General features: G+C 72.4%; 21 protein-coding genes. 12 read left to right on the forward strand and 9 right to left on the reverse strand.

Annotation, left to right across the window (positions count from 1 at the left end; genetic code table 11):
• Nucleotides 1-51 precede the first annotated feature (51 nt).
• Nucleotides 52-1,161: a transaldolase gene (gene tal, locus B207_RS0129860; protein WP_018640366.1), complete on the reverse strand. Its 1,110-nt coding sequence runs from the start codon at nucleotides 1,159-1,161 to the stop codon at nucleotides 52-54.
• Nucleotides 1,162-2,038: 877 nt separating this feature from the next.
• On the opposite strand from tal, the gene B207_RS0129870 reads away from it, so the two are divergent.
• Both B207_RS0129870 and B207_RS0129875 read left to right on the forward strand, forming a co-directional pair.
• Entirely contained in the window at nucleotides 2,039-2,938 is a 900-nt protein-coding gene (locus B207_RS0129870; protein WP_407671485.1) for a heme o synthase, read from the forward strand.
• A 73-nt stretch (nucleotides 2,939-3,011) separates the two neighbouring features.
• Nucleotides 3,012-3,344 (forward strand): helix-turn-helix domain-containing protein, encoded by a 333-nt coding sequence (locus tag B207_RS0129875; protein ID WP_018640369.1) that lies wholly within the window; start codon nucleotides 3,012-3,014, stop codon nucleotides 3,342-3,344.
• Here the strand turns inward: B207_RS0129875 and B207_RS40365 are convergent.
• From B207_RS40365 to B207_RS0129915, 8 genes are all read right to left on the reverse strand, one after another.
• Nucleotides 3,331-3,723, reverse strand: a complete 393-nt coding sequence (locus B207_RS40365) for a hypothetical protein (protein WP_154675715.1) — start codon at nucleotides 3,721-3,723, stop codon at nucleotides 3,331-3,333. The genes B207_RS0129875 and B207_RS40365 overlap by 14 nt on opposite strands.
• A gap of 123 nt (nucleotides 3,724-3,846) precedes the next feature.
• The gene (locus B207_RS0129885; protein ID WP_154675716.1) at nucleotides 3,847-4,065 is read right to left on the reverse strand and encodes a hypothetical protein; all 219 of its coding nucleotides are present in this window, start codon (nucleotides 4,063-4,065) and stop codon (nucleotides 3,847-3,849) included.
• 585 nt (nucleotides 4,066-4,650) lie between these two features.
• The gene (locus B207_RS0129890; RefSeq protein WP_018640372.1) at nucleotides 4,651-5,616 is read right to left on the reverse strand and encodes a COX15/CtaA family protein; all 966 of its coding nucleotides are present in this window, start codon (nucleotides 5,614-5,616) and stop codon (nucleotides 4,651-4,653) included.
• Between the two features lie 165 nt (nucleotides 5,617-5,781).
• The gene (locus B207_RS0129895) at nucleotides 5,782-6,609 is read right to left on the reverse strand and encodes an ABC transporter permease (protein WP_084692387.1); all 828 of its coding nucleotides are present in this window, start codon (nucleotides 6,607-6,609) and stop codon (nucleotides 5,782-5,784) included.
• Nucleotides 6,609-7,742, reverse strand: coding sequence for an ABC transporter ATP-binding protein (locus tag B207_RS0129900; RefSeq protein ID WP_018640374.1), 1,134 nt, complete (start codon nucleotides 7,740-7,742; stop codon nucleotides 6,609-6,611). The genes B207_RS0129895 and B207_RS0129900 overlap by 1 nt, the downstream gene beginning before the upstream one ends.
• An 86-nt stretch (nucleotides 7,743-7,828) precedes the next feature.
• The gene (locus B207_RS0129905; RefSeq protein ID WP_018640375.1) at nucleotides 7,829-8,392 is read right to left on the reverse strand and encodes a transcriptional regulator; all 564 of its coding nucleotides are present in this window, start codon (nucleotides 8,390-8,392) and stop codon (nucleotides 7,829-7,831) included.
• A gap of 216 nt (nucleotides 8,393-8,608) precedes the next feature.
• Nucleotides 8,609-10,102, reverse strand: coding sequence for a glycerol kinase GlpK (glpK, locus tag B207_RS0129910; protein WP_018640376.1), 1,494 nt, complete (start codon nucleotides 10,100-10,102; stop codon nucleotides 8,609-8,611).
• 127 nt (nucleotides 10,103-10,229) lie between these two features.
• Nucleotides 10,230-11,027, reverse strand: a complete 798-nt coding sequence (locus tag B207_RS0129915) for a hypothetical protein (RefSeq protein ID WP_018640377.1) — start codon at nucleotides 11,025-11,027, stop codon at nucleotides 10,230-10,232.
• Between the two features lie 277 nt (nucleotides 11,028-11,304).
• On the opposite strand from B207_RS0129915, the gene B207_RS0129920 reads away from it, so the two are divergent.
• The 10 genes from B207_RS0129920 to glgA all read left to right on the forward strand — a co-directional run bounded on the left by B207_RS0129920 (nucleotide 11,305) and on the right by glgA (nucleotide 20,785).
• Nucleotides 11,305-12,078, forward strand: coding sequence for a helix-turn-helix transcriptional regulator (locus tag B207_RS0129920; protein ID WP_018640378.1), 774 nt, complete (start codon nucleotides 11,305-11,307; stop codon nucleotides 12,076-12,078).
• Nucleotides 12,075-13,487: a Fe-S cluster assembly protein SufB gene (gene sufB / locus B207_RS0129925; protein ID WP_018640379.1), complete on the forward strand. Its 1,413-nt coding sequence runs from the start codon at nucleotides 12,075-12,077 to the stop codon at nucleotides 13,485-13,487. The genes B207_RS0129920 and sufB overlap by 4 nt, the downstream gene beginning before the upstream one ends.
• On the forward strand, nucleotides 13,487-14,632 hold the full coding sequence (gene sufD, locus B207_RS0129930; RefSeq protein WP_018640380.1) for a Fe-S cluster assembly protein SufD: 1,146 nt from the start codon (nucleotides 13,487-13,489) through the stop codon (nucleotides 14,630-14,632). Before sufB ends, sufD begins: the two co-directional genes overlap by 1 nt.
• Nucleotides 14,629-15,000, forward strand: coding sequence for a non-heme iron oxygenase ferredoxin subunit (locus B207_RS0129935; RefSeq protein ID WP_018640381.1), 372 nt, complete (start codon nucleotides 14,629-14,631; stop codon nucleotides 14,998-15,000). Before sufD ends, B207_RS0129935 begins: the two co-directional genes overlap by 4 nt.
• Before the next feature lie 8 nt (nucleotides 15,001-15,008).
• A complete protein-coding gene (gene sufC / locus B207_RS0129940) occupies nucleotides 15,009-15,785 on the forward strand; it encodes a Fe-S cluster assembly ATPase SufC (protein WP_195905377.1) in 777 nt (258 codons plus the stop codon).
• A complete protein-coding gene (locus tag B207_RS0129945; RefSeq protein WP_018640383.1) occupies nucleotides 15,782-17,107 on the forward strand; it encodes a cysteine desulfurase in 1,326 nt (441 codons plus the stop codon). Before sufC ends, B207_RS0129945 begins: the two co-directional genes overlap by 4 nt.
• A complete protein-coding gene (sufU, locus tag B207_RS0129950) occupies nucleotides 17,104-17,574 on the forward strand; it encodes a Fe-S cluster assembly sulfur transfer protein SufU (protein WP_018640384.1) in 471 nt (156 codons plus the stop codon). The genes B207_RS0129945 and sufU overlap by 4 nt, the downstream gene beginning before the upstream one ends.
• A 2-nt stretch (nucleotides 17,575-17,576) precedes the next feature.
• Nucleotides 17,577-18,020: a metal-sulfur cluster assembly factor gene (locus B207_RS0129955; protein WP_026311586.1), complete on the forward strand. Its 444-nt coding sequence runs from the start codon at nucleotides 17,577-17,579 to the stop codon at nucleotides 18,018-18,020.
• Nucleotides 18,021-18,308: 288 nt separating this feature from the next.
• The gene (glgC, locus tag B207_RS0129960; protein ID WP_018640386.1) at nucleotides 18,309-19,547 is read left to right on the forward strand and encodes a glucose-1-phosphate adenylyltransferase; all 1,239 of its coding nucleotides are present in this window, start codon (nucleotides 18,309-18,311) and stop codon (nucleotides 19,545-19,547) included.
• A 53-nt stretch (nucleotides 19,548-19,600) separates the two neighbouring features.
• Nucleotides 19,601-20,785, forward strand: a complete 1,185-nt coding sequence (glgA, locus tag B207_RS0129965; protein ID WP_018640387.1) for a glycogen synthase — start codon at nucleotides 19,601-19,603, stop codon at nucleotides 20,783-20,785.
• The last annotated feature ends 51 nt before the right edge of the window (nucleotides 20,786-20,836 follow it).

Raw genomic sequence — 20,836 nt, forward strand, 5'->3', positions numbered from 1 at the left:
CCCGGCTGGCGGCCGGCTGGCGGCCGGTCCGGCCGCACAGGTCCGCCGAACCTAGGGGGCGGCGGCGCCGAGCTGGTCGCGGATCGTGCCGAGAAGCTGGTTCCAGGAGTCCTCGAACTTGCGGACGCCGTCGACCTCGAGGACCTCGACGACGTCGGCCATGTCCACCCCCAGCTCGCTGAGCTGGTCGAAGACGGCGTGGGCCGCCCCGAGGTTGGGGGTGATCGTGTCGCCGGGGACGACGCCGTGGTCCGCGAAGGCCTCGAGGGTCGCCTCCGGCATCGTGTTGACGGTGCCCGGGGCGATCAGCTCCGTCACGTACAGCGTGTCCGGCAGTGACGGGTCCTTCGTGGACGTCGACGCCCACAGCGGGCGCTGCGGCTTCGCGCCCGCCGCGGCGAGCCGCTCCCAGCGCGGGGTGCCGAACACCCTCTGGTGCAGCTCGTAGGCGAGCCGCGCGTTGGCGATCGCGGCCTTGGAGCGCAGCTCCGCGGCCTTCGGCGTGCCGATCTTCTCCAGCCGCCGGTCGACCTCGCCGTCGACCCGGCTGACGAAGAAGGACGCCACGGAGGCCACGTCGGAGATGTCGCGGCCGGCGTCGAGCGCCTGCTCCAGGCCGGTCATGTACGCGTCCATGACCGCCTCGTACCGGTCCAGAGCGAAGATCAGCGTGACGTTCACACTGATGCCCTCGGCCAGCGTCGCGGTGATCGCGGGCAGCCCGCCCCGGGTCGCCGGGATCTTGATGAACAGGTTGGGCCGGTCGACCAGCCACCACAGCGCGCGCGCCTCGGCGACGGTGCGCTCGGTCTCGTGCGCGAGCCGCGGGTCGACCTCCAGCGACACCCGCCCGTCCACGCCGCCGGTCGCGTCGTACACCGGTCGCAGGACGTCGCAGGCCTCGCGGATGTCCGCGGCGGTGATCGCACGGACCGCCTCGCCGACGTCCACCCCGCGCACCGCGAGGTCGCGGAGCTGCTCCTGGTAGGTCTCGCCGCCCCCGATGGCCTTCTGGAAGATCGTCGGGTTGCTGGTCACCCCGACGACGCCGCTGCCGCCGACGAGGTCGGCCAGGTTGCCGGTTCGGAGCCGCTCGCGGCTGATGTCGTCCAGCCAGACCGCCACACCGGCAGCCGACAGGTCGGACAGTGGCTTGCTCATCGGACGTCCTCCTCTGCGCGGCCGTGTCGTCGCGCCGCGGTGGTCTTCATTGTCCGGTGGTACCAATGATCGCATCTGCAGGCACGGTTCCCCGCCGCTGTGACGCGCGTCCACGCACCGCCCGGGTCGCCCCGGGGTGTCCGCGCGCCACCGACATGGGGCGCCCGGCCGGTCGCGCCACTGCCTTCGCGCCGCCTTCCTTACTGCTTACGGCGACCGTGCCAGATGTCCCTGTCCTCGGCCCTACCCTGCCGCGTGATCCTCACCCCAGAGTCTGTGTCCAGGTGTCCCACGGGAAACGTGCCGAAGAACACTGGACGTCCGGCCTGCCCGGGCCGGGTGGCACGTCACCCGGCCGGCCCGCGACCCGTGGCCGACTCCACACGCTGGACGCACAGCCAGCCCGGGGCCCCCGGCGGGCGTCACCCACATGCGGGGAGAGCGGCTCCGACAGGACCACGTCGGGACGCAGCCCACGCGCACTCGCCCCCTCCCGGCAGCTAGACTCCGACACGTCGTAGAACACCACCCACGCCCTTTCTCGGGCGCCGTCCCGCGCGGTTCGCTGGATGACCGCGCCGATCGCGAGGTCGTTCTGTCTCCCGAGGCCGTTGTTCGCCACCGGCAGGGCTTTCGCCGTCGCCCGGTGACGTCGAGCGGTGGCCGTCCGGCCACGGCGGGATCCGCCCCGCGCGTCCCCGCGCCGGGCGCGGTCCAGCCGTCAGGCGCCGCTGTGGCCTCCGCCGCCGTCCCGGCTCCCGCCGTGGCCGGGCTGCCTGCCATCGCCGGGCTGCCCACCGCCGCCGGGCTGCCTGCCATCGCCGGGCTGCCAGCCGGCGCGGCACCGGCCGTACCGGCGGAGCCCACCGACGTTGTCCTGGCCGGTTCCCGTGGCCGATGGGCACGAGTGGCCGGCCGGGCCCGCTCGTACATAGCCCTGATGAAACTGCGGGTCGTGGAGCTGCTCCTGGTCTCCACCGTCCCGGTCATGCTCCTCGCCGAACGCGGCATGCCGTCCTGGTGGCTGATCGTGGTGACACTGGTCGCGGGCACCCTGTCCGCCGGCAGCGCCAACACCATCAACTGCTACGTCGACCGTGACATCGACCAGCTCATGGGTCGTACCCGCCGCCGGCCGCTCGTCCAGGAGGTCGTCACACCGGCCCAGGCGCTGCGTTTCGGCATCGTGCTGGGCATCGTCTCGACCCTGATGTTCGGGCTCCTGGTCAACTGGATCTCGGCCGCGCTGTCCGTCGGCGCGATCGCCTTCTACGTCTTCGTCTACACGCTGGGCCTCAAGCGGCGGTCGCCGTCGAACATCGTCATCGGCGGTGCCGCCGGCTGCTTCCCCGTGCTCATCGGCTGGTCCGCCGTCACCGGGACCGTCGGCTGGCCCGCGGTGCTGCTCTTCGCGGTCGTCTTCTTCTGGACGCCGCCGCACTTCTGGGCGCTGGCCATCCGCTTCAAGGACGACTACGCCGCGGCCGGAGTGCCCATGCTGCCCGTGGTGGCGACCGTCGAGGTCGTCACCCGCCGCATCGTGGCCTACTCCTACCTGATGGTCGCGGTCTCGCTGGCCGTCGGCCCGGTCGCCGACATCGGCCTGGTCTACACGGTGCCGGCGGTGATCCTCGGCGTCTGGTTCATCGCCGAGGCGCACCGGATGGCCGGCCGCGCCCGCCGGGGCGAGGACGTGAAGCCGATGCGCCTGTTCCACATGTCGATCACGTACCTGACGCTGCTGTTCGCAGCACTGGCCGCCGCATCCCTGCTCTGACGGCCTGACCGGTCCCAGCGCATGCGTCGGGGGAGGGACCTCCACCCTCGACGCATGCGGAACGGGAGGACTCATGACCAGTCCGTCGAACTGGCGTGATGTCAAGGCGCGCGCGCGGGCGGCCGATCCCGAGTGGGACAGCGCGGCACGCACGGCCCATCGCGCTGAACTGCGAGGGCGGATGCTTGCTTCTGTCAGCGGTGCGCAGCTGGCTGAAATCCGCGGGCAGCTCGGGGTGACCCAGGCGCAGCTCGCCGAAGCCACCGGTCTGAGTCAGGCGAGGATCAGCCAGATCGAGAACGGGGCCGCGACGGGCCTTGACGTCCTGCGCTCCTACATCACCGGTCTCGGTGGCCAGCTCGACATCGTCGCCCGCATCGGCAATATCCAGCTCAACATCGCCTGACAGCACCGCAGCGGGCGTGTCCGGTCGCGAGCTCTCCCGACGGTTCTACGAACAGAGCATCCGGCAGCTGGTCTGGGGCGTGCCCCACGCGGCCGCGCTGCTTGGCAAGGGCTCCGAGGTCCTCGGGCTCGACGACGAGATCTCCACCGACCATGACTTCGGCCCACGCCTGCAGTTGTTCGTCGAGCGAGGTAGCGACACGGCGCCGATCGAAGCCGCCCTGGAGCGTCTGCCAGCCGACTTCGACGGCCTTCCCGTCGTCTATCCAGCCGGTGACCGCCATGACGGACGGCCCCATCACCAGGTCGCGGAACTCCGTCGACCCACACCATGCCGCTTCGTACGGTCCCCCCGCCCGGCACGACGGCGCGGTGAGCACGGCGCAGCTCCGCCGGGCCCAGCTGCCCGGCCGCAACTCCAGCCGCGCAGGCCCGGGTGAAGCGCCGCAGCTGCCCGTCGCCGACCGGCCTGGAGCCCGCTGACCCGGTGGCTGACATCCTGGTCAACTGACGCGACGACAGAGACACCACACGGCGAGCAGCGCCCGCACCTGCGCACCAGTCCCCGGCCGGGCGGCAAGAGCGTCCAGCGTCCGCATGAGCTCCGCGACCGCGGTCATCACCGGCACGCCCGCCAGCCCGGCGACGGGCTCCGGCACGACCATGTCGTAGGCGGCGCCGTCGTTCCACACTCGGCTGACGCGCCGTTCAGTCCCTGCCACGCACGGAGTTCGCGGCAGATCCGTCGACGGATCGCTCCGAGCCGAACATTTTCGTCACGGCACTCGGCCGCTGGCCTGCCGCCGCGGCGTTGCTGTCCCGCCGCCGCCGCTGCTGCTGCTGAGGTGACACTGTTGTCTGAAAGCGGTGCCGGCTGCTCGTTCGACAGGTTGGGGAACGTCGAGTCCGACCCCCGGGGCGGTGCCCGGGGCCTGTGCTTCCTCGGTGGGACGCCGGTGGTGCGAGCAGGGCGGTGGCGGTTGGGCGGGCCGTGGGACCGAGGGGCCTTCAGGCCGCTGACCAGCGCTTCTCTGGCTTCCGTCAGCGAGGGGTGCCGCTGTTACAGCGCCTGAAGACCTCTCCGTGTCTCGTGCTGGAGAGGCTTGCGGCATGGGCGCGACATCCCTCGTCAAGGACGTGGGGGAAGGGACACCGAGAGGTCTTTAGTCGCGAGAACGCAACACCTCGGCCGGTGGCGAAGACCTGGCGGCAGCGTCAGATTGGCGGCGTACGCGCAGCCACCTGGCTACCGTCACGACCGCTGACCGCTGACCGCTGGCCGCTGACCGCTGACCGGTCCGGTCCGGTCAGGCGGTGACCGGAGTGGCGGGTGCCTGGACGCGCGACGGCGACCCGGCCCAGGCGGCCTCGGTGGCGGGGGCACGTTCGCCCATGGCCAGCCAGAGCTGGATCGTGACGATCCACATGATGGTCGCGCCGGCCATGTGCAGACCGACCAGCAGCGCCGGGACGCCGCTGAAGTACTGGGTGAACCCGATCGCCGCCTGCGCCACGACCGTGAGCAGGAGGGCGTTCGCGCTGCGGCGGGCCTCGGCCGGGGCGGGGGTGAGGCGGACCGCGAAGACCATCGCGAGGGTCAGCCCGGTGAGCACCATCGCGCCGTCGGCGTGCAGCTGGGCGACGTTGACGATGTCGAAGCCGAAGCGCTTCGTCTCCTCGCTGTCTCCGCTGTGCGGGCCGGTGCCGGTCACCACGGTGCCCAGAGCGAGGACGCCGGCGGCGACCACCACGAGCACCCGGGCGAGCCAGGCGAGCTCCGCGCGGACCGCCAGCGGGGTCGGCCCGGCCGCCTGCCGGGCTCGCCGGTGCAGGGCGACGGCGTTGAACAGCAGGACCATCGACAGCAGGAAGTGCGCGGCCACCGTCGCCGGGTGCAGCTTCACCAGCACGGTGATCCCACCGAGCACGGCCTGGCCGAGGAAGCCGAGCCACAGCCCCAGGGAGAGCAGGAGCAGGTCCCGGCGCTTCTCCCGGAGCAGGCGTGCCGCGATCGGCAGGGCCAGCACCACCAGGCCGACCACGATGCTGATCAGCCGGTTCCCGAACTCGATCGCTCCGTTGAGCGAGTAGGCCGCGTGCGGGGTGAAGGACCCGTCACCGCACTGCGGCCAGGTGGGGCAGCCGAGACCGGAACCGGTCAGCCGGACGGCCCCGCCGGTGACGACGATCGCCGCGAGCAGGATGACGCTGGCAAGCGAGAGCCGCCGGAACGCGCGCAGCCCGATCACGGGAAGCCGGCCCGAGCCGGCCATGGTGGCGTCGCCGTCAGCGCGGACCTTGCTCCGACGAGTGGTAGAAGATGGCATCGCGGCCCATCGTAATCCGCCCGCACCGACCGGTTCGGGTGTGCACCGCCACTACCGGGGTGCCACCTGCCGGAGCCCCGGCCGCCGGGTGCGGCCCGCGCGTCGGGTGGGTCACTCCCACCGGAACAGCCGGGACGCCAGGCCGAGCGCGCCGACGGACCAGACGGCCAGCACGATCAGGTTGCCGGCGCCCGGCGCGGCGCCCTCGGCGAGCACGGCGCGCAGGCCGTCGGACAGCGCCGCAGTGGGCAGCGCCTCGGCGACCACCCGCATCCACCCGGGCAGCTCCTCGAGCGGGAAGACGACCCCGCCGATCAGGAGCAGCAGCAGGTAGACCCCGTTCGCGGCGGCGAGCGTGGCCTCGGCCCGCAGGGTGCCGGCCATCAGCAGCCCCAGGCCGGAGAACGCGGCGGTGCCGAGCAGGACGAGCAGGACCACCCAGCCGACCGAGGCGACCGATCCGTGCGGTTCCCAGCCGAGCGCGAACCCGACCGCGACGAGCAGCACGAGCTGGACGATCTCGACCGCGAGGACGGCCAGCGACTTGCCCGCGAGCAGGATCGACCGGGGCAGGGGGGAGGCGCCGAGCCGCTTGAGGACGCCGTACGAGCGCTCGAACGCGGTGGCGATCGCCTGGCCGGTGAACGCCGTCGACATGATGGCCAGTGCCAGCACGCCGGGGACGAGGAAGTCCACCGAGCGCTGTGCGGTGGCCGATGTCGGCAGGACGTCCACCGCGGCGAAGAAGACCAGCAGCCCGATCGGGATGATCAGGGTCAGCAGCACGGACTCGCCACGCCGCAGGGTCAGGGTGAGCTCGAGGCGGGTCTGCGCGGCCAGCATGCGCCGCCGGGAGGCGGCCCCGGGGGCGGGGCGCAGGTCCAGGACGGCGCCGGCCGGGCGGCTTTCCGCCGGGCGGGTCTCGGCGAGGGGGCTCATCACTCCAGCTCCGTCCCGGTCAGGTCCAGGAACACGTCCTCGAGGGTGCGCTGCTCGACGCGGAGGTCCTCGGCGAGCACGCCGTTGCCCGCGCACCACGCGGTGACCGCGGCGAGCAGCTGTGGGTCGACGGTGCCCTGCACGAGATAGTGCCCGGGCGGGTCCTCCCACCCGGTGGTGCCGTCGGGCAGTGCGAGCAGCAGGCGGCTGACGTCGAGGCCGGCCGGGGCGCGGAAGCGGAGCTGGCCCTCGGCGCCGCCGCGGGTCAGCTCGGCCGGTGTCCCGGCGGCGACGACCCGGCCCCGGTTCACGATGGCCACCTGGTCGGCGAGCCGCTCGGCCTCGTCCATCGCGTGCGTGGTGAGCACCACGGTGACGCCGGACAGTCGCAGTTCCTCGATGAGCTCCCAGGTGTCACGCCGCCCCTGGACGTCCAGCCCGGCGGTGGGCTCGTCGAGGAAGACCAGCTCGGGGCGTCCGATGACGGCCATCGCGAGGGAGAGCCGCTGCTGCTGCCCGCCCGACAGCCGCCGGAAGGGGACGCCGGCGACGTCGGCCAGCCCCAGCCGTTCCAGCAGGACACCGGCGTCCAGCGGGTGGGCGTGGTGCGAACCGATGAGCCGGAGCATCTCGCCGGCGCGGGCACCGGGGTACATGCCGCCGGCCTGCAGCATCACGCCGACCCGTGGGCGCAGTGCCGCCGCGTCGCGCAGCGGGTGCAGCCCGAGCACGCGGACCTCGCCGCTGTCGGCGGCCCGGAAGCCCTCGCAGATCTCGATGGTGGTGGTCTTGCCGGCGCCGTTCGGACCGAGCACCGCCGTCACGGACCCCGCGGCGACCTGCAGCGAAAGCCCGTCCACCGCACGCACGTGGGTGGTGACCGTCGGGGCCTCGTCCGGCTTGGCCTCGGTGCCGCCGGGCGGGCCGGCCCGATCGGCCTGACCTGCCCGATCGGGCGGGCTCGAAGCGTGGGTCCGGGTGCGCTGGCGACCGCGGCGCCGCTGCGCCGGCGGGCCGGCTGGCGGCTCCGGCGCTCCCGCGCGCAGGTAGCGCGGCCGGGTCTGCCCCCCGGCCGGCGCGCGCCGGTAGGTCTTGACCAGATCGGTCACCTCGACTGCCAGGACCTCGGTCACGCCGCTGATCCTACGGACTGCGCAGCGGTGCCCGGCCGGGCCGATCACGCTGACCGCGCGCGGGTGGACTACCGGCGGGAGGGGGACTACCGGCGGGAGGAGGACTGCGGGCGGGAGGGGGGCTGGGGGGGCCGGAGCGCCGGCGGCCGGCGGCGTCCGCCGGCGGACGCCGCCTCACCGGGGTCGACCAGCGTGCCCCAGGCCACGAGCCGCTCGTAGAGGACCGCGGGAGTGGTGCTGTACAGCCGCGACAGCGACTGCAGGTCGGAACGCCGGAGCCGCAGCACGTCCCGTGAGCTGTCCGAGCGCAGCACCTGCACGATGGCGATCCACCGGCGCAGCGGGCCGGTCCGCGTCGGCGGCAGCTTCCGCAGCCGCCGCAGGTCGATGACCAGCGGCGGGAGGTCGTCGGTCTCACGGCGCTCGATCGGCGGCGGGACGAGCAGTGTCGCCGGGACGTCGTACAGTTCGGCGAGCTCGACCAGGCGGTGCACCCGCAGGGTCCGGCTGCCTCGCTCGTAGGCGCCGAGCGTGCCGGCGGTCCACCGCCCCTCGGTGCGTTCCTGGACGTCGAGGAGGGACAGCCCGCGTCGGTTGCGGGCAGCTCGGAGGCGGCGGCCCAGTTCCAGGGCGTAGTCCGCGTCGGTCACGGTCTCCGTCCGGGGTGATGTGCGCGGCGGGAGACGCCAACCGCCCCCGGGGTACAGGTTGACAGGAATCATGGCGCGGGACAGCCACTTTTCCCAATCGGCGGCCAGCTGGTGTTGTCTTTCAGTGGGCTTGGATCGTTGTTCTGATGTGGGGTCTCGTGTGCTGCCGGGACGGATCCCGGCCAGCCGGCCAGGCCGGCCGGAGTGACGGACCGCTCAGTCGCGGTCCCAGTCGCGGGACCGCTCGACGGCGCGCAGCCACCGGCCGTACAGGTCCTCGCGCTGGTCCGCGCCCAGCGACGGCCGGTACCGGCGCGCGGTGCGGCGGAGGGCGTCCAGCTCCGCGCGGCCCGAGTACAGGCCGGTGGCGAGCCCGGCGAGGTAGCCGGAGCCGAGCGCGGTCGTCTCGGTGTTCTCCGGGACGTCCACCTCGACTCCGAGGATGTCGGCCTGGAACTGCATCAGCCACGGGTTGCGGGCCGCGCCGCCGTCCGCGCGCAGCTCGGTGACGGTCACGCCGGCGCCGGCCGCCATCTCCTCGACGACGTCCCGGGTCCGGTACGCGATGGCCTCCAGCACCGCCCGGGCCAGATGCGCGGGGCTGGTCGCGCGGGTCAGCCCGATGATCATTCCGCGGGCGCGGGGGTCCCAGTGCGGTGCGCCGAGCCCGGCGAGCGCGGGGACGAAGTAGACGCCGTCGTTGCTCGCGAGCGACCCGGCCAGCTCCGCGGTCTGCGCGCTGTCGGAGATGACGCCGAGCCCGTCCCGCAACCACTGGACGGCGGAGCCGGTGGACAGGATCGCGCCCTCCAGTGCGTAGGTGAGCGGCTCGCCGTCGAGCCCGAACGCGACCGTCCGCAGCAGCGACGTCTGCGGTGCCGGCGGCGCCGTGCCCGTGTTGACCAGGACGAACGAGCCGGTGCCGTAGGTGTTCTTGGCCTGCCCGGGTGCGAAGCAGGCCTGGGCGAACAGCGCGGCCTGCTGGTCGCCGACGACCGCGGCGATCGGCACCTCGACACCGAGGAAGGCCTCGGGATCGGTGTGGGCGTAGACCCGGGAGCTCGGCACGATCTCCGGCAACGGTTCCGCGGGCAGGCCCAGCAGCTCCAGCATCTCCTCCGACCAGGTGCCGCCCGCCAGATCGAAGAGCATCGTGCGGGAGGCGTTGGTGACGTCGGTCAGGTGGACCCGGCCGCCGGTCAGCCGCCACACCAGCCAGGAGTCGACGGTGCCGAAGGCGACCCGGCCGGCCTCGGCCGCCTGCCGCGCACCCGGCACGTGCTCGAGCACCCAGGCCGCCTTCGTGCCGGCGAAGTAGGGGTCGAGGACCAGACCGGTGCGCTCCTGCACGAGGGCGGCATGGCCGGCCGCGGCGAGGCGCTCGCACACGGCGGCGGTGCGCCGGTCCTGCCAGACGATGGCCGGGTACAGCGGGCGCCCGGTGCGGCGCTCCCACAGCACCGTGGTCTCGCGCTGGTTGGTGATGCCCAGCGCCGCCAGGTCGGCGGGGCGGCGGCCGGCGTCGGCGAGGGCGTCGGCGACGGCGCCGACGACGCTGGTCAGCAGGTCCTCCGGGTCCTGCTCGACCCATCCGGGCCGGGGGAAGGACGTCCCGACCGCGCGGTAGCCGCGGCCGACGACCGTGGCCTCGGCGTCGAGCAGGCAGACCGTGGTGCCGCTGGTGCCCTGGTCCACCGCCGCGACAAGCATGTCCGAGTCCCTCCCGCCCACGGGCCGTCCGGCCATAGTCGCCCTGCGTGCAGCCTGGTCGCCGCGCCGGGCCGCGCCGGACCCGGGCCGTCCCGGATGGTCCGACCACGGTAGTGGGGCCTGCCGGTCAGGACAGGGAGGAGAGGTCCACGGAGCTCGTCGGGGCGGTGATCGAGACCGCGGCGTCGTAGTCGGAGAAGTCCATCCAGCCCTCCTCGCCCTCCAGCATCTCCATCCGCAGCGGGACGGGCTCGCCGGTGTTCGCCGCCCAGAGGCGGGTCCCTCCCGGGCTGCCCGCGACCACGGCACGGCGCCCGCCGACCTCCTCGGTGGTCACCTCGCCGTCGAGCGCCGCCACGTACTCGCCGAGTGCCTGGACGAACCCCTCGATGCTGAAGAAGCGGTACTGGGCCGCCGCCTCCGTGGACAGCCGCACCCACTGGTCGGCCAGCAGCTCCGCGGCGTCACCCTCGCCGATCGACTCGTAGTACTCGCGACTGCCCCTGGTGAAGGTGTCGTCGTCCACCTTCACCAGCTCGGCGACGATCTGCCCGGAGGTCACGGTGCCGCGGGCCGACGGGCCGGCCATCACCAGGTCGTAGGTGGTCGTGCCGTCGCTGGACGGGTCCTGGACGGTGCCGAGGACGCGCACGCTGCCGGCGCCGCGCAGCGCCTCCACCGAACGCGTCCCGACCTCGGCGGGGGAGGCCTTCTCCAGGCCGTTGGTCTCCGTGCCGCCGCCGCAGGCGGTGAGGCCCGCAGCCACGACGGCCAGGGCGACCGTGGCGACGGCGCCGCGCCAGGGGGAGGCCGGCCGGCGGAGTGTCCGCGGCCGGGCTGCCGGGGTGCCGGGGTGTCCCGTGCCTGCCAGGCTGGTGGCGGCCATGACCGCGCCGCCGGGGCCGATCGTGCGAACCGTTCGCATCTCGCAGCACCTTCCCGTACGTCGCATGCCGCCCGAAAGTGTCCCATCCCGGGCGGGGTGTGCTGCGTGGCGGGTGGGTCACAGCCGGCTCCGAGGCAGGCTGCGGCACCGAAACCGCGGGTCGCGCGCACGGGTGGATCACGGTGCCGTGTCGCGGATCCGACGCTGTGAAAGAGATCTCCGGACGGTCGGGTGATCTGCGGCTCCTCGGTTCGACCGCGTCACGGAAATAGGGCACACTGGTGTTGTGAAAAGCGGGCAGGAGGTTCCATCGGGCGTGGCCGACGGCCGCACCCGGGACCGCGTCGTCCGCCTCCTGCTCGAGCGCGGCCCCTCCACGGCAGCCGATCTCTCCCACGAGCTCGGGCTGTCGCCCGCCGCCGTCCGCCGCCATCTCGACGCGATGACCTCGGACGGCACGATCACGACCACCTCGACCGGGGTGCGTGGCCCTCGCGGGCGGGGCCGTCCGGCCCGGCGCTACACGCTCACCGAGGCCGGGCACCAGGCCGGGCCGACGGCCTACTCCGACCTGGCGGCCGGCGCGCTGCGGTTCCTCGCGGACGCCTGCGGCCCGGAGGCGGTCGCCGAGTTCGCCCGGGCCCGCGGGGTCGATCTCGAACGCCAGATCCGCGACGAGGTGGTCGCGGTTCCGCCGGCGGAGCGGCCGGAGGCGATCGCCGCGGCCATGACCCAGGCCGGGTACACCGCCAGCGTCTCCGAGCTGCCGACCGGCACCCAGATCTGCCAGCATCACTGCCCGGTGCAGCACGTGGCCGAGCGGTTCCCGGCGCTGTGTGAGGCCGAGACGGCGATGCTCTCGCGGCTTCTCGACACCCATGTGCAGCGGTTGGCGACGATCGCGCACGGCGACGGCGTCTGCACCACCCATATCCCGGTGATCCCCGTGGAGGCGATCACGGTACTCCCGCCCGTCGGGAGTGCCGCGGCAGCCGAGCCCACGCCATCGCCGGGTGCACCGCCCGACACGGCCTCGTCCGGGTCCGGGCGGACATCACAACCATCCTCATTTTCGGAAGGTTCCCTATGACCACCTCTGCCGAGACCGCCCTTGAGGGCCTTGGCTCCTACCGGTTCGGCTGGGCAGATGCGGACGCCTACGCCGTCGACGTGGAGCGCGGCCTCTCCGAAGCAGTTGTTCGCAGCATCTCGGCGAAGAAGAACGAGCCGTCCTGGATGATCGACCTGCGGCTCAAGGGGCTGAAGCTCTTCGAGCGCAAGCCCATGCCGACCTGGGGCGCGGACCTGACCGGGATCCACTTCGACAACATCAAGTACTTCGTCCGGTCGACGGAGAAGCAGGCCGCCGAGTGGAACGAGCTGCCCGAGGACATCCGCGCCACCTACGACCGGCTCGGCATCCCCGAGGCGGAGAAGCAGCGGCTGATCTCCGGCGTCGCGGCCCAGTACGAGTCCGAGGTCGTCTACCACAAGATCCGTGAGGATCTCGAGGAGCAGGGTGTCATCTTCCTCGACACCGACTCGGGCCTGCGTGAGCACCCGGAGCTCTTCCAGGAGTACTTCGGCTCGGTGATCCCGGTCGGCGACAACAAGTTCGCCGCGCTGAACACCTCGGTGTGGTCCGGTGGCTCGTTCATCTACGTCCCGCCGGGCGTGCAGGTCGAGATCCCGCTGCAGGCCTACTTCCGGATCAACACGGAGAACATGGGCCAGTTCGAGCGGACCCTGATCATCGTCGACGAGGGCGCGTACGTCCACTACGTCGAGGGCTGCACGGCGCCGGTCTACTCGTCCGACTCACTGCACTCCGCGGTGGTCGAGATCATCGTGAAGAAGAACGCGCGCTGCCGCTACACGACCATCCAGAACTGGTCGAACAACGTCTACAACCTGGTCACGAAGCGGGCCGCCTGCCACGAGGGCGCCACCATGGAGTGGATCGACGGCAACATCGGCTCCAAGGTGACGATGAAGTACCCGGCGGTGTGGATGCTCGGCGAGCGTGCCCACGGCGAGGTGCTCTCCGTCGCCTTCGCAGGTGAGGGGCAGCACCAGGACGCCGGCGCCAAGATGGTGCACGCCGCGCCGCGGACGTCGTCGAAGATCGTGTCGAAGTCCGTGGCCCGCGGCGGCGGCCGTACCTCGTACCGTGGCCTGGTCCAGATCAACGAGGGCTCGCACGCCTCCCGGTCGTCGGTGAAGTGTGACGCGCTGCTGGTCGACACGATCAGCCGCTCCGACACCTACCCCTATGTCGACGTCCGCGAGGACGACGCCTCCATCGGGCACGAGGCCAGCGTCTCCAAGGTCGGCGAGGACCAGCTCTTCTACCTGATGAGCCGCGGCCTGTCCGAGGACGAGGCGATGGCCATGGTCGTGCGCGGCTTCATCGAGCCGATCGCGCGCGAGCTGCCCATGGAGTACGCCCTCGAACTCAACCGGCTCATCGAGCTCCAGATGGAAGGCGCAGTCGGCTGATGGCCGTCATCGATGCCACGGGACGCCCCCCGGCGCAGGCCGGCGCGGCACCGCGTCCCGTCCGGTCCCGTGACCCCGAGGACCACGTAGTACCCGGTGGCCGGGAGGAGGCGTGGCGGTTCACCCCGCTGCGCCGCCTGCGCGGCCTGCTGAACGGGCCGCCGAGCGACACCAAGATCGATGTCTCGGTCGCCGCGCCGGACGGCGTGGAGGTCGAGCGGCTCGCCGCCACCGACTCCCGGATCGGGCGGGTCCTGACCCCGGCCGACCGCCCGTCGGCGTTCGCGATGGCCCGGGCGGACGGCGGCGTCTCCGTCACCGTCCCGGGCGAGGCGGCGCTGACCGAGCCGGTCGTCGTGCGCCTGCGCGGCGACGGCGGGGTCGCCTACGAGCACGTGCTCGTCGAGCTCGGCCCGTTCGCCTCCGCGACGGTGGTGCTCGACCACACCGGCAGCGCCGCCTTCGCCGGCACCGTCGAGGTGTTCATCGGCCACGGCGCCGCGCTGACCTTCGTCACCCTCCAGGACTGGGCCGACGACGCCGTCCACCTGGGCTCGCACGCCTTCTCGGTGGGCCGGGACGCCCGCCTGCGGTCGTTCACCGTGACCCTCGGCGGCGACCTCGTCCGGCTCAACCCGACGGTGGAGTACCGCGGGCCCGGCGGCGACGCCGAGCTCTACGGCCTGTTCTTCACCGACACGGGCCAGCACCAGGAGCACCGCCTGCTGGTCGACCACCAGGCGCGGAACTGCCGCAGCCGGGTCGTCTACAAGGGCGCCCTGCAGGGCGCCGGGGCACACGCGGTGTGGATCGGCGACGTCGTGATCGGTGCCGACGCTGTCGGTACGGACACCTACGAGCTGAACCGCAACCTGGTGCTCACCGACGGCGCCCGCGCCGACTCGGTGCCCAACCTGGAGATCCTCACCGGCGAGGTCGTCGGTGCCGGTCACGCCAGCGCGACCGGACGGTTCGACGACGAGTCGTTGTTCTACCTGATGTCGCGCGGCATTCCGGCCGACGAGGCACGCCGGCTGGTCGTCCGCGGGTTCTTCGCCGAGATCGTCGACCGGATCGACATCCCCGAACTGCGTGAGCGGATCATGGCGCGGGTCGAGGAGGAGCTGGCGGCGGTGGGCGTATGACCACGCCGAGCAGCACAGGCGCCGCCGGGACCACGGCGGGGTCTTCCTGGCGGCGCGCCTGCGCCGTCTCCGACCTGGCCGACGAGGCCGCGCTCGGCGTCGAGATCGACGGCGAGCCGGTGTGCCTCGTCCGGTCGGGCGGCCGGTACTACGCGGTGCGGGACGAGTGCACCCACGCCGACGTGATGCTCTCCGAGGGCGAGGTCGAGAACGGCCTCATCGAGTGCTGGCTGCACGGCTCCCAGTTCGACCTGACCACGGGCGAGCCGACGAGCCTGCCGGCCATCGACCCGGTGCCCACCTACCCAGTGACCATCGACGGCGACGACGTGCTCGTCGACCTTCACACGAACCCGAAGCGAGGGTGACGACAGCGGTGTCTGTTCTCGAGATCCGCAACCTGCACGTGTCGGTCGAGACCGACACGGACGGCCCGCGCGAGATCCTGCGCGGTGTCGACCTCACCGTCCGCAAGGGCGAGACCCACGCGATCATGGGGCCGAACGGCTCCGGCAAGTCCACGCTCTCCTACTCGATCGCCGGCCACCCCAAGTACACCGTCACCGAGGGCACCGTGACCCTCGACGGCGAGGACGTCCTGGCGATGCCCGTCGACGCGCGGGCGCGGGCCGGGATCTTCCTGGCGATGCAGTACCCGGTCGAGGTGCCCGGCGTCTCGGTGTCGAACTTCCTGCGCTCCTCGGTGACGGCGGTCCGGGGCGAGGCCCCGAAGCTGCGCACCTGGGTCAAGGAGGTCAAGGAGTCGATGGCCGGGCTGGAGATGGACCCGGCGTTCGCCGAGCGCAGCGTCAACGAGGGCTTCTCCGGCGGTGAGAAGAAGCGCCACGAGATCCTGCAGATGAAGCTGCTCGCGCCGAAGATCGCCATCCTCGACGAGACCGACTCCGGCCTGGACGTCGACGCCCTGCGCATCGTCTCGGCCGGCATCGAGGCGGTACGGGCCAAGGGGGAGACGGGCATTCTGCTCATCACCCACTACACCCGCATCCTGCGCTACGTGAAGCCCGAGTTCGTGCACGTCATGGCGGGCGGGCGGATCGTGGACGCGGGTGGCCCCGAGCTCGCGGCGACGCTGGAGGAGTCCGGCTACGACCGGTACGTGAAGACCACGGAGCCGGCGGCGATCTCATGACGGTCATCGAGACCCGCCAGCCGGGAGCCGACACGGCGACCACGCCCGGGTTCGACGTCGAGCGGGTCCGCCGCGACTTCCCGATCCTCTCCCGCACCGTGCACGACGGCCTGCCGCTGGTCTACCTCGACAGCGCCGCGACGTCGCAGAAGCCGCTGGCCGTCCTCGACGCCGAGCGGACCTACTACGAGCGGCACAACGCCAACGTGCACCGCGGCATCCACGTGCTCGCCGAGGAGGCCACGGCCCTCTACGAGGACGCGCGGGACCGGATCGCGGCGTTCGTCGGCGCACCCGACCGGCGCGAGATCGTGTTCACCAAGAACTCCTCCGAGGCGCTGAACCTGGTCGCCTACGCGATGAGCAACGCGGTCTCCGGCGGTGCGGAGGCGGAGCGCTTCCGGCTCGGCCCCGGCGACGAGGTCGTCATCACCGAGATGGAGCACCACTCCAACCTGGTGCCCTGGCAGATGCTGTGTGCCCGCACCGGCGCGACCCTGCGCTGGATCGGCCTCACCGAGGACGGCCGGCTCGACCTGGCCCACCTCGACGAGGTCATCACCGAGCGGGCGAAGGTCGTCTCGTTCGTCCACCAGTCCAACATCCTGGGCACGGTGAACCCGGTCGCGACGATCGTCGCCCGGGCCCGCGCGGTCGGCGCGCTCACCGTGCTCGACGGCTCGCAGTCGGTGCCGCACATGCCGATCGACGTCGTCGAGCTCGGCGTGGACTTCCTCGCCTTCACCGGGCACAAGATGTGCGGGCCCACCGGCATCGGTGTGCTGTGGGGCCGGCGTGAGCTGCTCGAGGTCATGCCGCCGTTCCTCGGCGGCGGCGAGATGATCGAGGTCGTCACGATGGAGGCCTCCACCTACGCGGCCCCGCCGCACCGGTTCGAGGCCGGCACGCCGATGATCTCGCAGGCGGTGGCGCTCGGCGCCGCCGTCGACTACCTGACCGGCCTGGGCATGGAGGCCGTCGCCGCGCACGAGCACGAGGTCACCGCCTACGCGCTCGACGCGCTGGCGGCCGTGCCGGGCCTGCGGATCATCGGCCCGCCGACACCGCAGGACCGCGGCGGGGCGATCTCCTTCTCCCTGCGCGACTCCGAGGACCGGCCGCTGCACCCGCACGACATCGGCCAGATCCTGGACGAGCAGGGCATCGCGGTACGGGTCGGGCACCACTGTGCCCGCCCGGTCTGCCTCCGCTACGGCGTCCCGGCGACGACCCGGGCGTCGTTCCACCTCTACACGACGACCGCCGAGGTCGACGCGCTGGTGGAAGGGCTCGGGCAGGTCAGGAGGTTCTTCCTGAGGTGAAGCTCGACTCCATGTACCAGGAGATCATCCTGGATCACTACCGCAACCCGCACCACCGCGGCCTACGCGACCCGTTCGACGCCGAGGTGCACCACGTCAACCCGACCTGCGGCGACGAGGTGACCCTGCGGGTCCGCGTCGCCGACGGTGTCGTGGCGGACGTGTCCTACGAGAGCGAGGGCTGCTCGATCAGCCAGGCGTCGGCGAGCGTGATGGCCGACCTGGTGATCGGGAAGTCGGTGGCGGCGGCGCTGGAACTCGAACGCGAGTTCCTGGCGCTGATGCAGTCGCGCGGCACCCAGGAGGGTGACGAGGAGGTTCTGGAGGACGCGGTCGCGTTCTCGGGTGTCTCCAAGTACCCGGCCCGGGTGAAGTGCGCCCTGCTGTCGTGGATGGCCTGGAAGGACGCCACCGCGCAGGCCACCAGTGCCGCCACCCGGACCTCCGTCCCGGAGCAGGAGACATGACCATGACCGAGACCACCACCACCTCCGTCACCGAGGAGTCGGCCCTCGCCGAGTCGGCCGAGGCCGCGGCGGCTCAGCCCGCGGCGGCGCCGGCCGTCGTCACCGAGCGGGCCCTCGTCGTGGAGAAGGCGTCCTTCGACGACGTCGAGGAGGCCATGCGGGACGTGGTCGACCCCGAGCTCGGGATCAACGTCGTCGACCTCGGCCTCGTCTACGGCATCAACATCGCCGACGACAACACGGTCACCCTCGACATGACGCTGACGTCGGCGGCCTGCCCGCTGACGGACGTCATCGAGGACCAGACCCGCTCGGCGCTCGTCGACGGCCCGGACAACCTGGTCAACGACGTGACGATCAACTGGGTCTGGATGCCGCCGTGGGGTCCGGACAAGATCACCGATGACGGCCGGGAGCAGCTGCGCGCCCTCGGCTTCAACGTCTGACACCCAGCTCCACCCGTCCGGGTCATGACTCCTCGTGACCGGGCCGGTCCTGTGGCCACCGGTGTGATCCGGCCGTTCCCCGCCCGTGGGAGCGGCCGGATCGGCGTCCCGGGCCAGCAGTTTTGACGCGAAGCGAGCCGCCTCCCGGCCGCCTTGTAGGCTCCGTGATGACCGGAATCCAGCATGACGCGGCACATGTCCGATCACGTGCCGGAACCGCTGGCGACCGGTCGCAGCCGGGGCGGATCCACCCCGGATCCGGGCGGAAGACGGGGAGCCGGCCGAAGAATGCGCAGCCCGCGGGTGCTGGGCCTGGTCTTGGCAGGGGGTGCCGGCAGTCGCCTGGCGCCACTGACCGCGGACCGAGCGAAGCCGGCCGTTCCTTTCGGCGGTATCTACCGCCTGGTCGACTTCGTACTGTCGAACCTGGTCAACGCCGGATACCTGCGTATCGCGGTACTGACCCAGTACAAGAGCCACAGTCTGGACCGCCACATCACCACCACCTGGCGGATGAGCAACCTGCTGGGCAACTACGTGACGCCGGTGCCGGCGCAGCAGCGCCTCGGCCCGCAGTGGTTCTCCGGCAGCGCCGACGCCATCCACCAGTCGCTGAACCTCGTCCATGACGAGGCCCCGGACATCGTCGTCGTCTTCGGCGCCGACCACGTCTACCGCATGGACCCCCGCCAGATGGTCGCGCAGCACCTGGAGTCCGGTGCCGGAGTGACCGTCGCGGGCCTGCGGGTCCCCCGCTCGGAGGGCTCCGCCTTCGGGGTGATCCGCCCCGCGCCTGACGGGATCTCCATCGCCGAGTTCCTCGAGAAGCCGGCGGATCCACCAGGGCTGCCCGGTACCCCGGACGAGATCTTCGCCTCGATGGGCAACTACGTCTTCACGACCGACGTCCTCATCGACGCCCTGCGGGCCGACGCCGCCGACCGGGACAGCGTGCACGACATGGGCGGGAGCATCGTGCCGATGCTGGTCGAGCAGAGCATGGCGGCGGTGTACGACTTCGCCGGCAACGACGTGCCCGGGGCGCTCGACCGCGACCGCGGCTACTGGCGGGACGTCGGCACGCTCGACTCCTACTACGACGCGCACATGGACCTGTGCGCGCTCGATCCCGTCTTCAACCTGTACAACCGCGACTGGCCGATCTACACCAACGTCCCGCCGGTGCCGCCGGCGAAGTTCGTCCATGACAGCCCCGGCCGGGTGGGCGTCGCCACCGACAGCATCGTCAGCAACGGCGTGATCGTCTCCGGCGGAACGGTGCGGCGGTCCGTGCTCTCCCCGGGGGTGCGGGTCAACTCGTGGGCGTCGGTCGACAGCGCGGTCCTCATGGACAACGCCGTCATCGGACGTCGCGCCGTCGTCCGGAACGCCATCCTGGACAAGAACGTCGTCGTACCCCCGGGCGCGATGGTCGGGGTCGACAAGGACCATGACCGGGCACGCGGCTACCAGGTCAGTGCGGCCGGCGTCACCGTCGTCGGCAAGGGCGTCACCATCGCGGACTGACCGGCGCCGGCGCCCGGCCGGCGACCGCAACCAGGCGGAGGATCGAGAGACGGATGCGCGTCGCGCTGCTCACACGGGAGTTTCCACCGGACGTCTACGGCGGCGCCGGCGTGCACGTCGAGTACCTCGCCCGCGAGCTGGCCCGGCTGGTCGAGCTCACCGTCCACTGCGAGGGCGGGCCACGCCCGCCCGCCGCCGCCGCGGTGCCCGTGCCGCCCGCGGTGGTCGGGCACCGGCCCTGGCCCGCGCTCGACGGCGCCAACGACGCGCTGCGGATCGCCTCGATGGACCTGTCGATGGCGGCGGCGGTCAATACCTCCGGCGGCGCCGACGTGGTGCACTCCCACACCTGGTACACCAACCTCGCGGGGCACCTGACCGCCCTCGTCGAGGGCATCCCGCACGTGATGACCGCGCACTCGCTGGAGCCGCGGCGACCCTGGAAGGCCGAACAGCTCGGCGGAGGCTACCGCCTGTCGTCCTGGGCCGAGCAGGTCGCGATCAGCTCGGCGGCGGCGGTGGTGGCGGTCAGCGACGGGATGCGCGCCGACATCCTGGACGCCTACCCGCAGGTCGACCCCGGGCGCGTCCACGTGATCCGCAACGGCATCGACACCGACGAGTACGCCCCGGACCCGCGGACGGACGTCCTCGAACGCCACGGCGTGGACCCGGACCGGCCGTCCGTGGTCTTCGTCGGGCGGATCACCCGGCAGAAGGGGCTGCCGGTGCTGCTGCGGGCGGCCGCCGACCTCGACCCGTCCGCCCAGCTCGTGCTGTGCGCGGGGGCGCCGGACACCGAGGAGCTGCACGCCGAGGTCACCGCCGGGGTGAACAGCCTGCGCGGCAGCCGTGACGGGGTGGTCTGGCTGTCCGGGATGCTGGCCAAGCCGGAGGTCATCCAGCTGCTGACACACGCGACGGTGTTCGTGTGCCCGTCGGTGTACGAGCCGCTGGGCATCGTGAACCTGGAGGCGATGGCCTGCGGCACCGCCGTGGTCGCCTCCCGGGTCGGCGGGATCCCGGAGGTGGTGGCACACGGCGAGACCGGCCTGCTCGTCCCGCCGGACGATCCGGCGGCGCTGGCGGCGGCCGTCAACGAGCTTCTGGCCGACCCGGCGCGGGCCGCCCGGATGGGGCGGGCCGGCCGGGAGCGCGCCGTCGCCGCGTTCGGCTGGCCGGCCGTGGCCGAGCGCACCGCACGCCTCTACGGCCAGCTGGTGGACGGGCGCGCCTGACCCGGCCCGGCGGCCCTCCGGCACCGCCCCCGCCTGGCCGTGCGAGGCCGT

The sequence above is a fragment of the Parafrankia elaeagni genome (assembly GCF_000374165.1).
GTDB classification, from domain to species: Bacteria; Actinomycetota; Actinomycetes; order Frankiales; family Frankiaceae; genus Parafrankia; species Parafrankia elaeagni.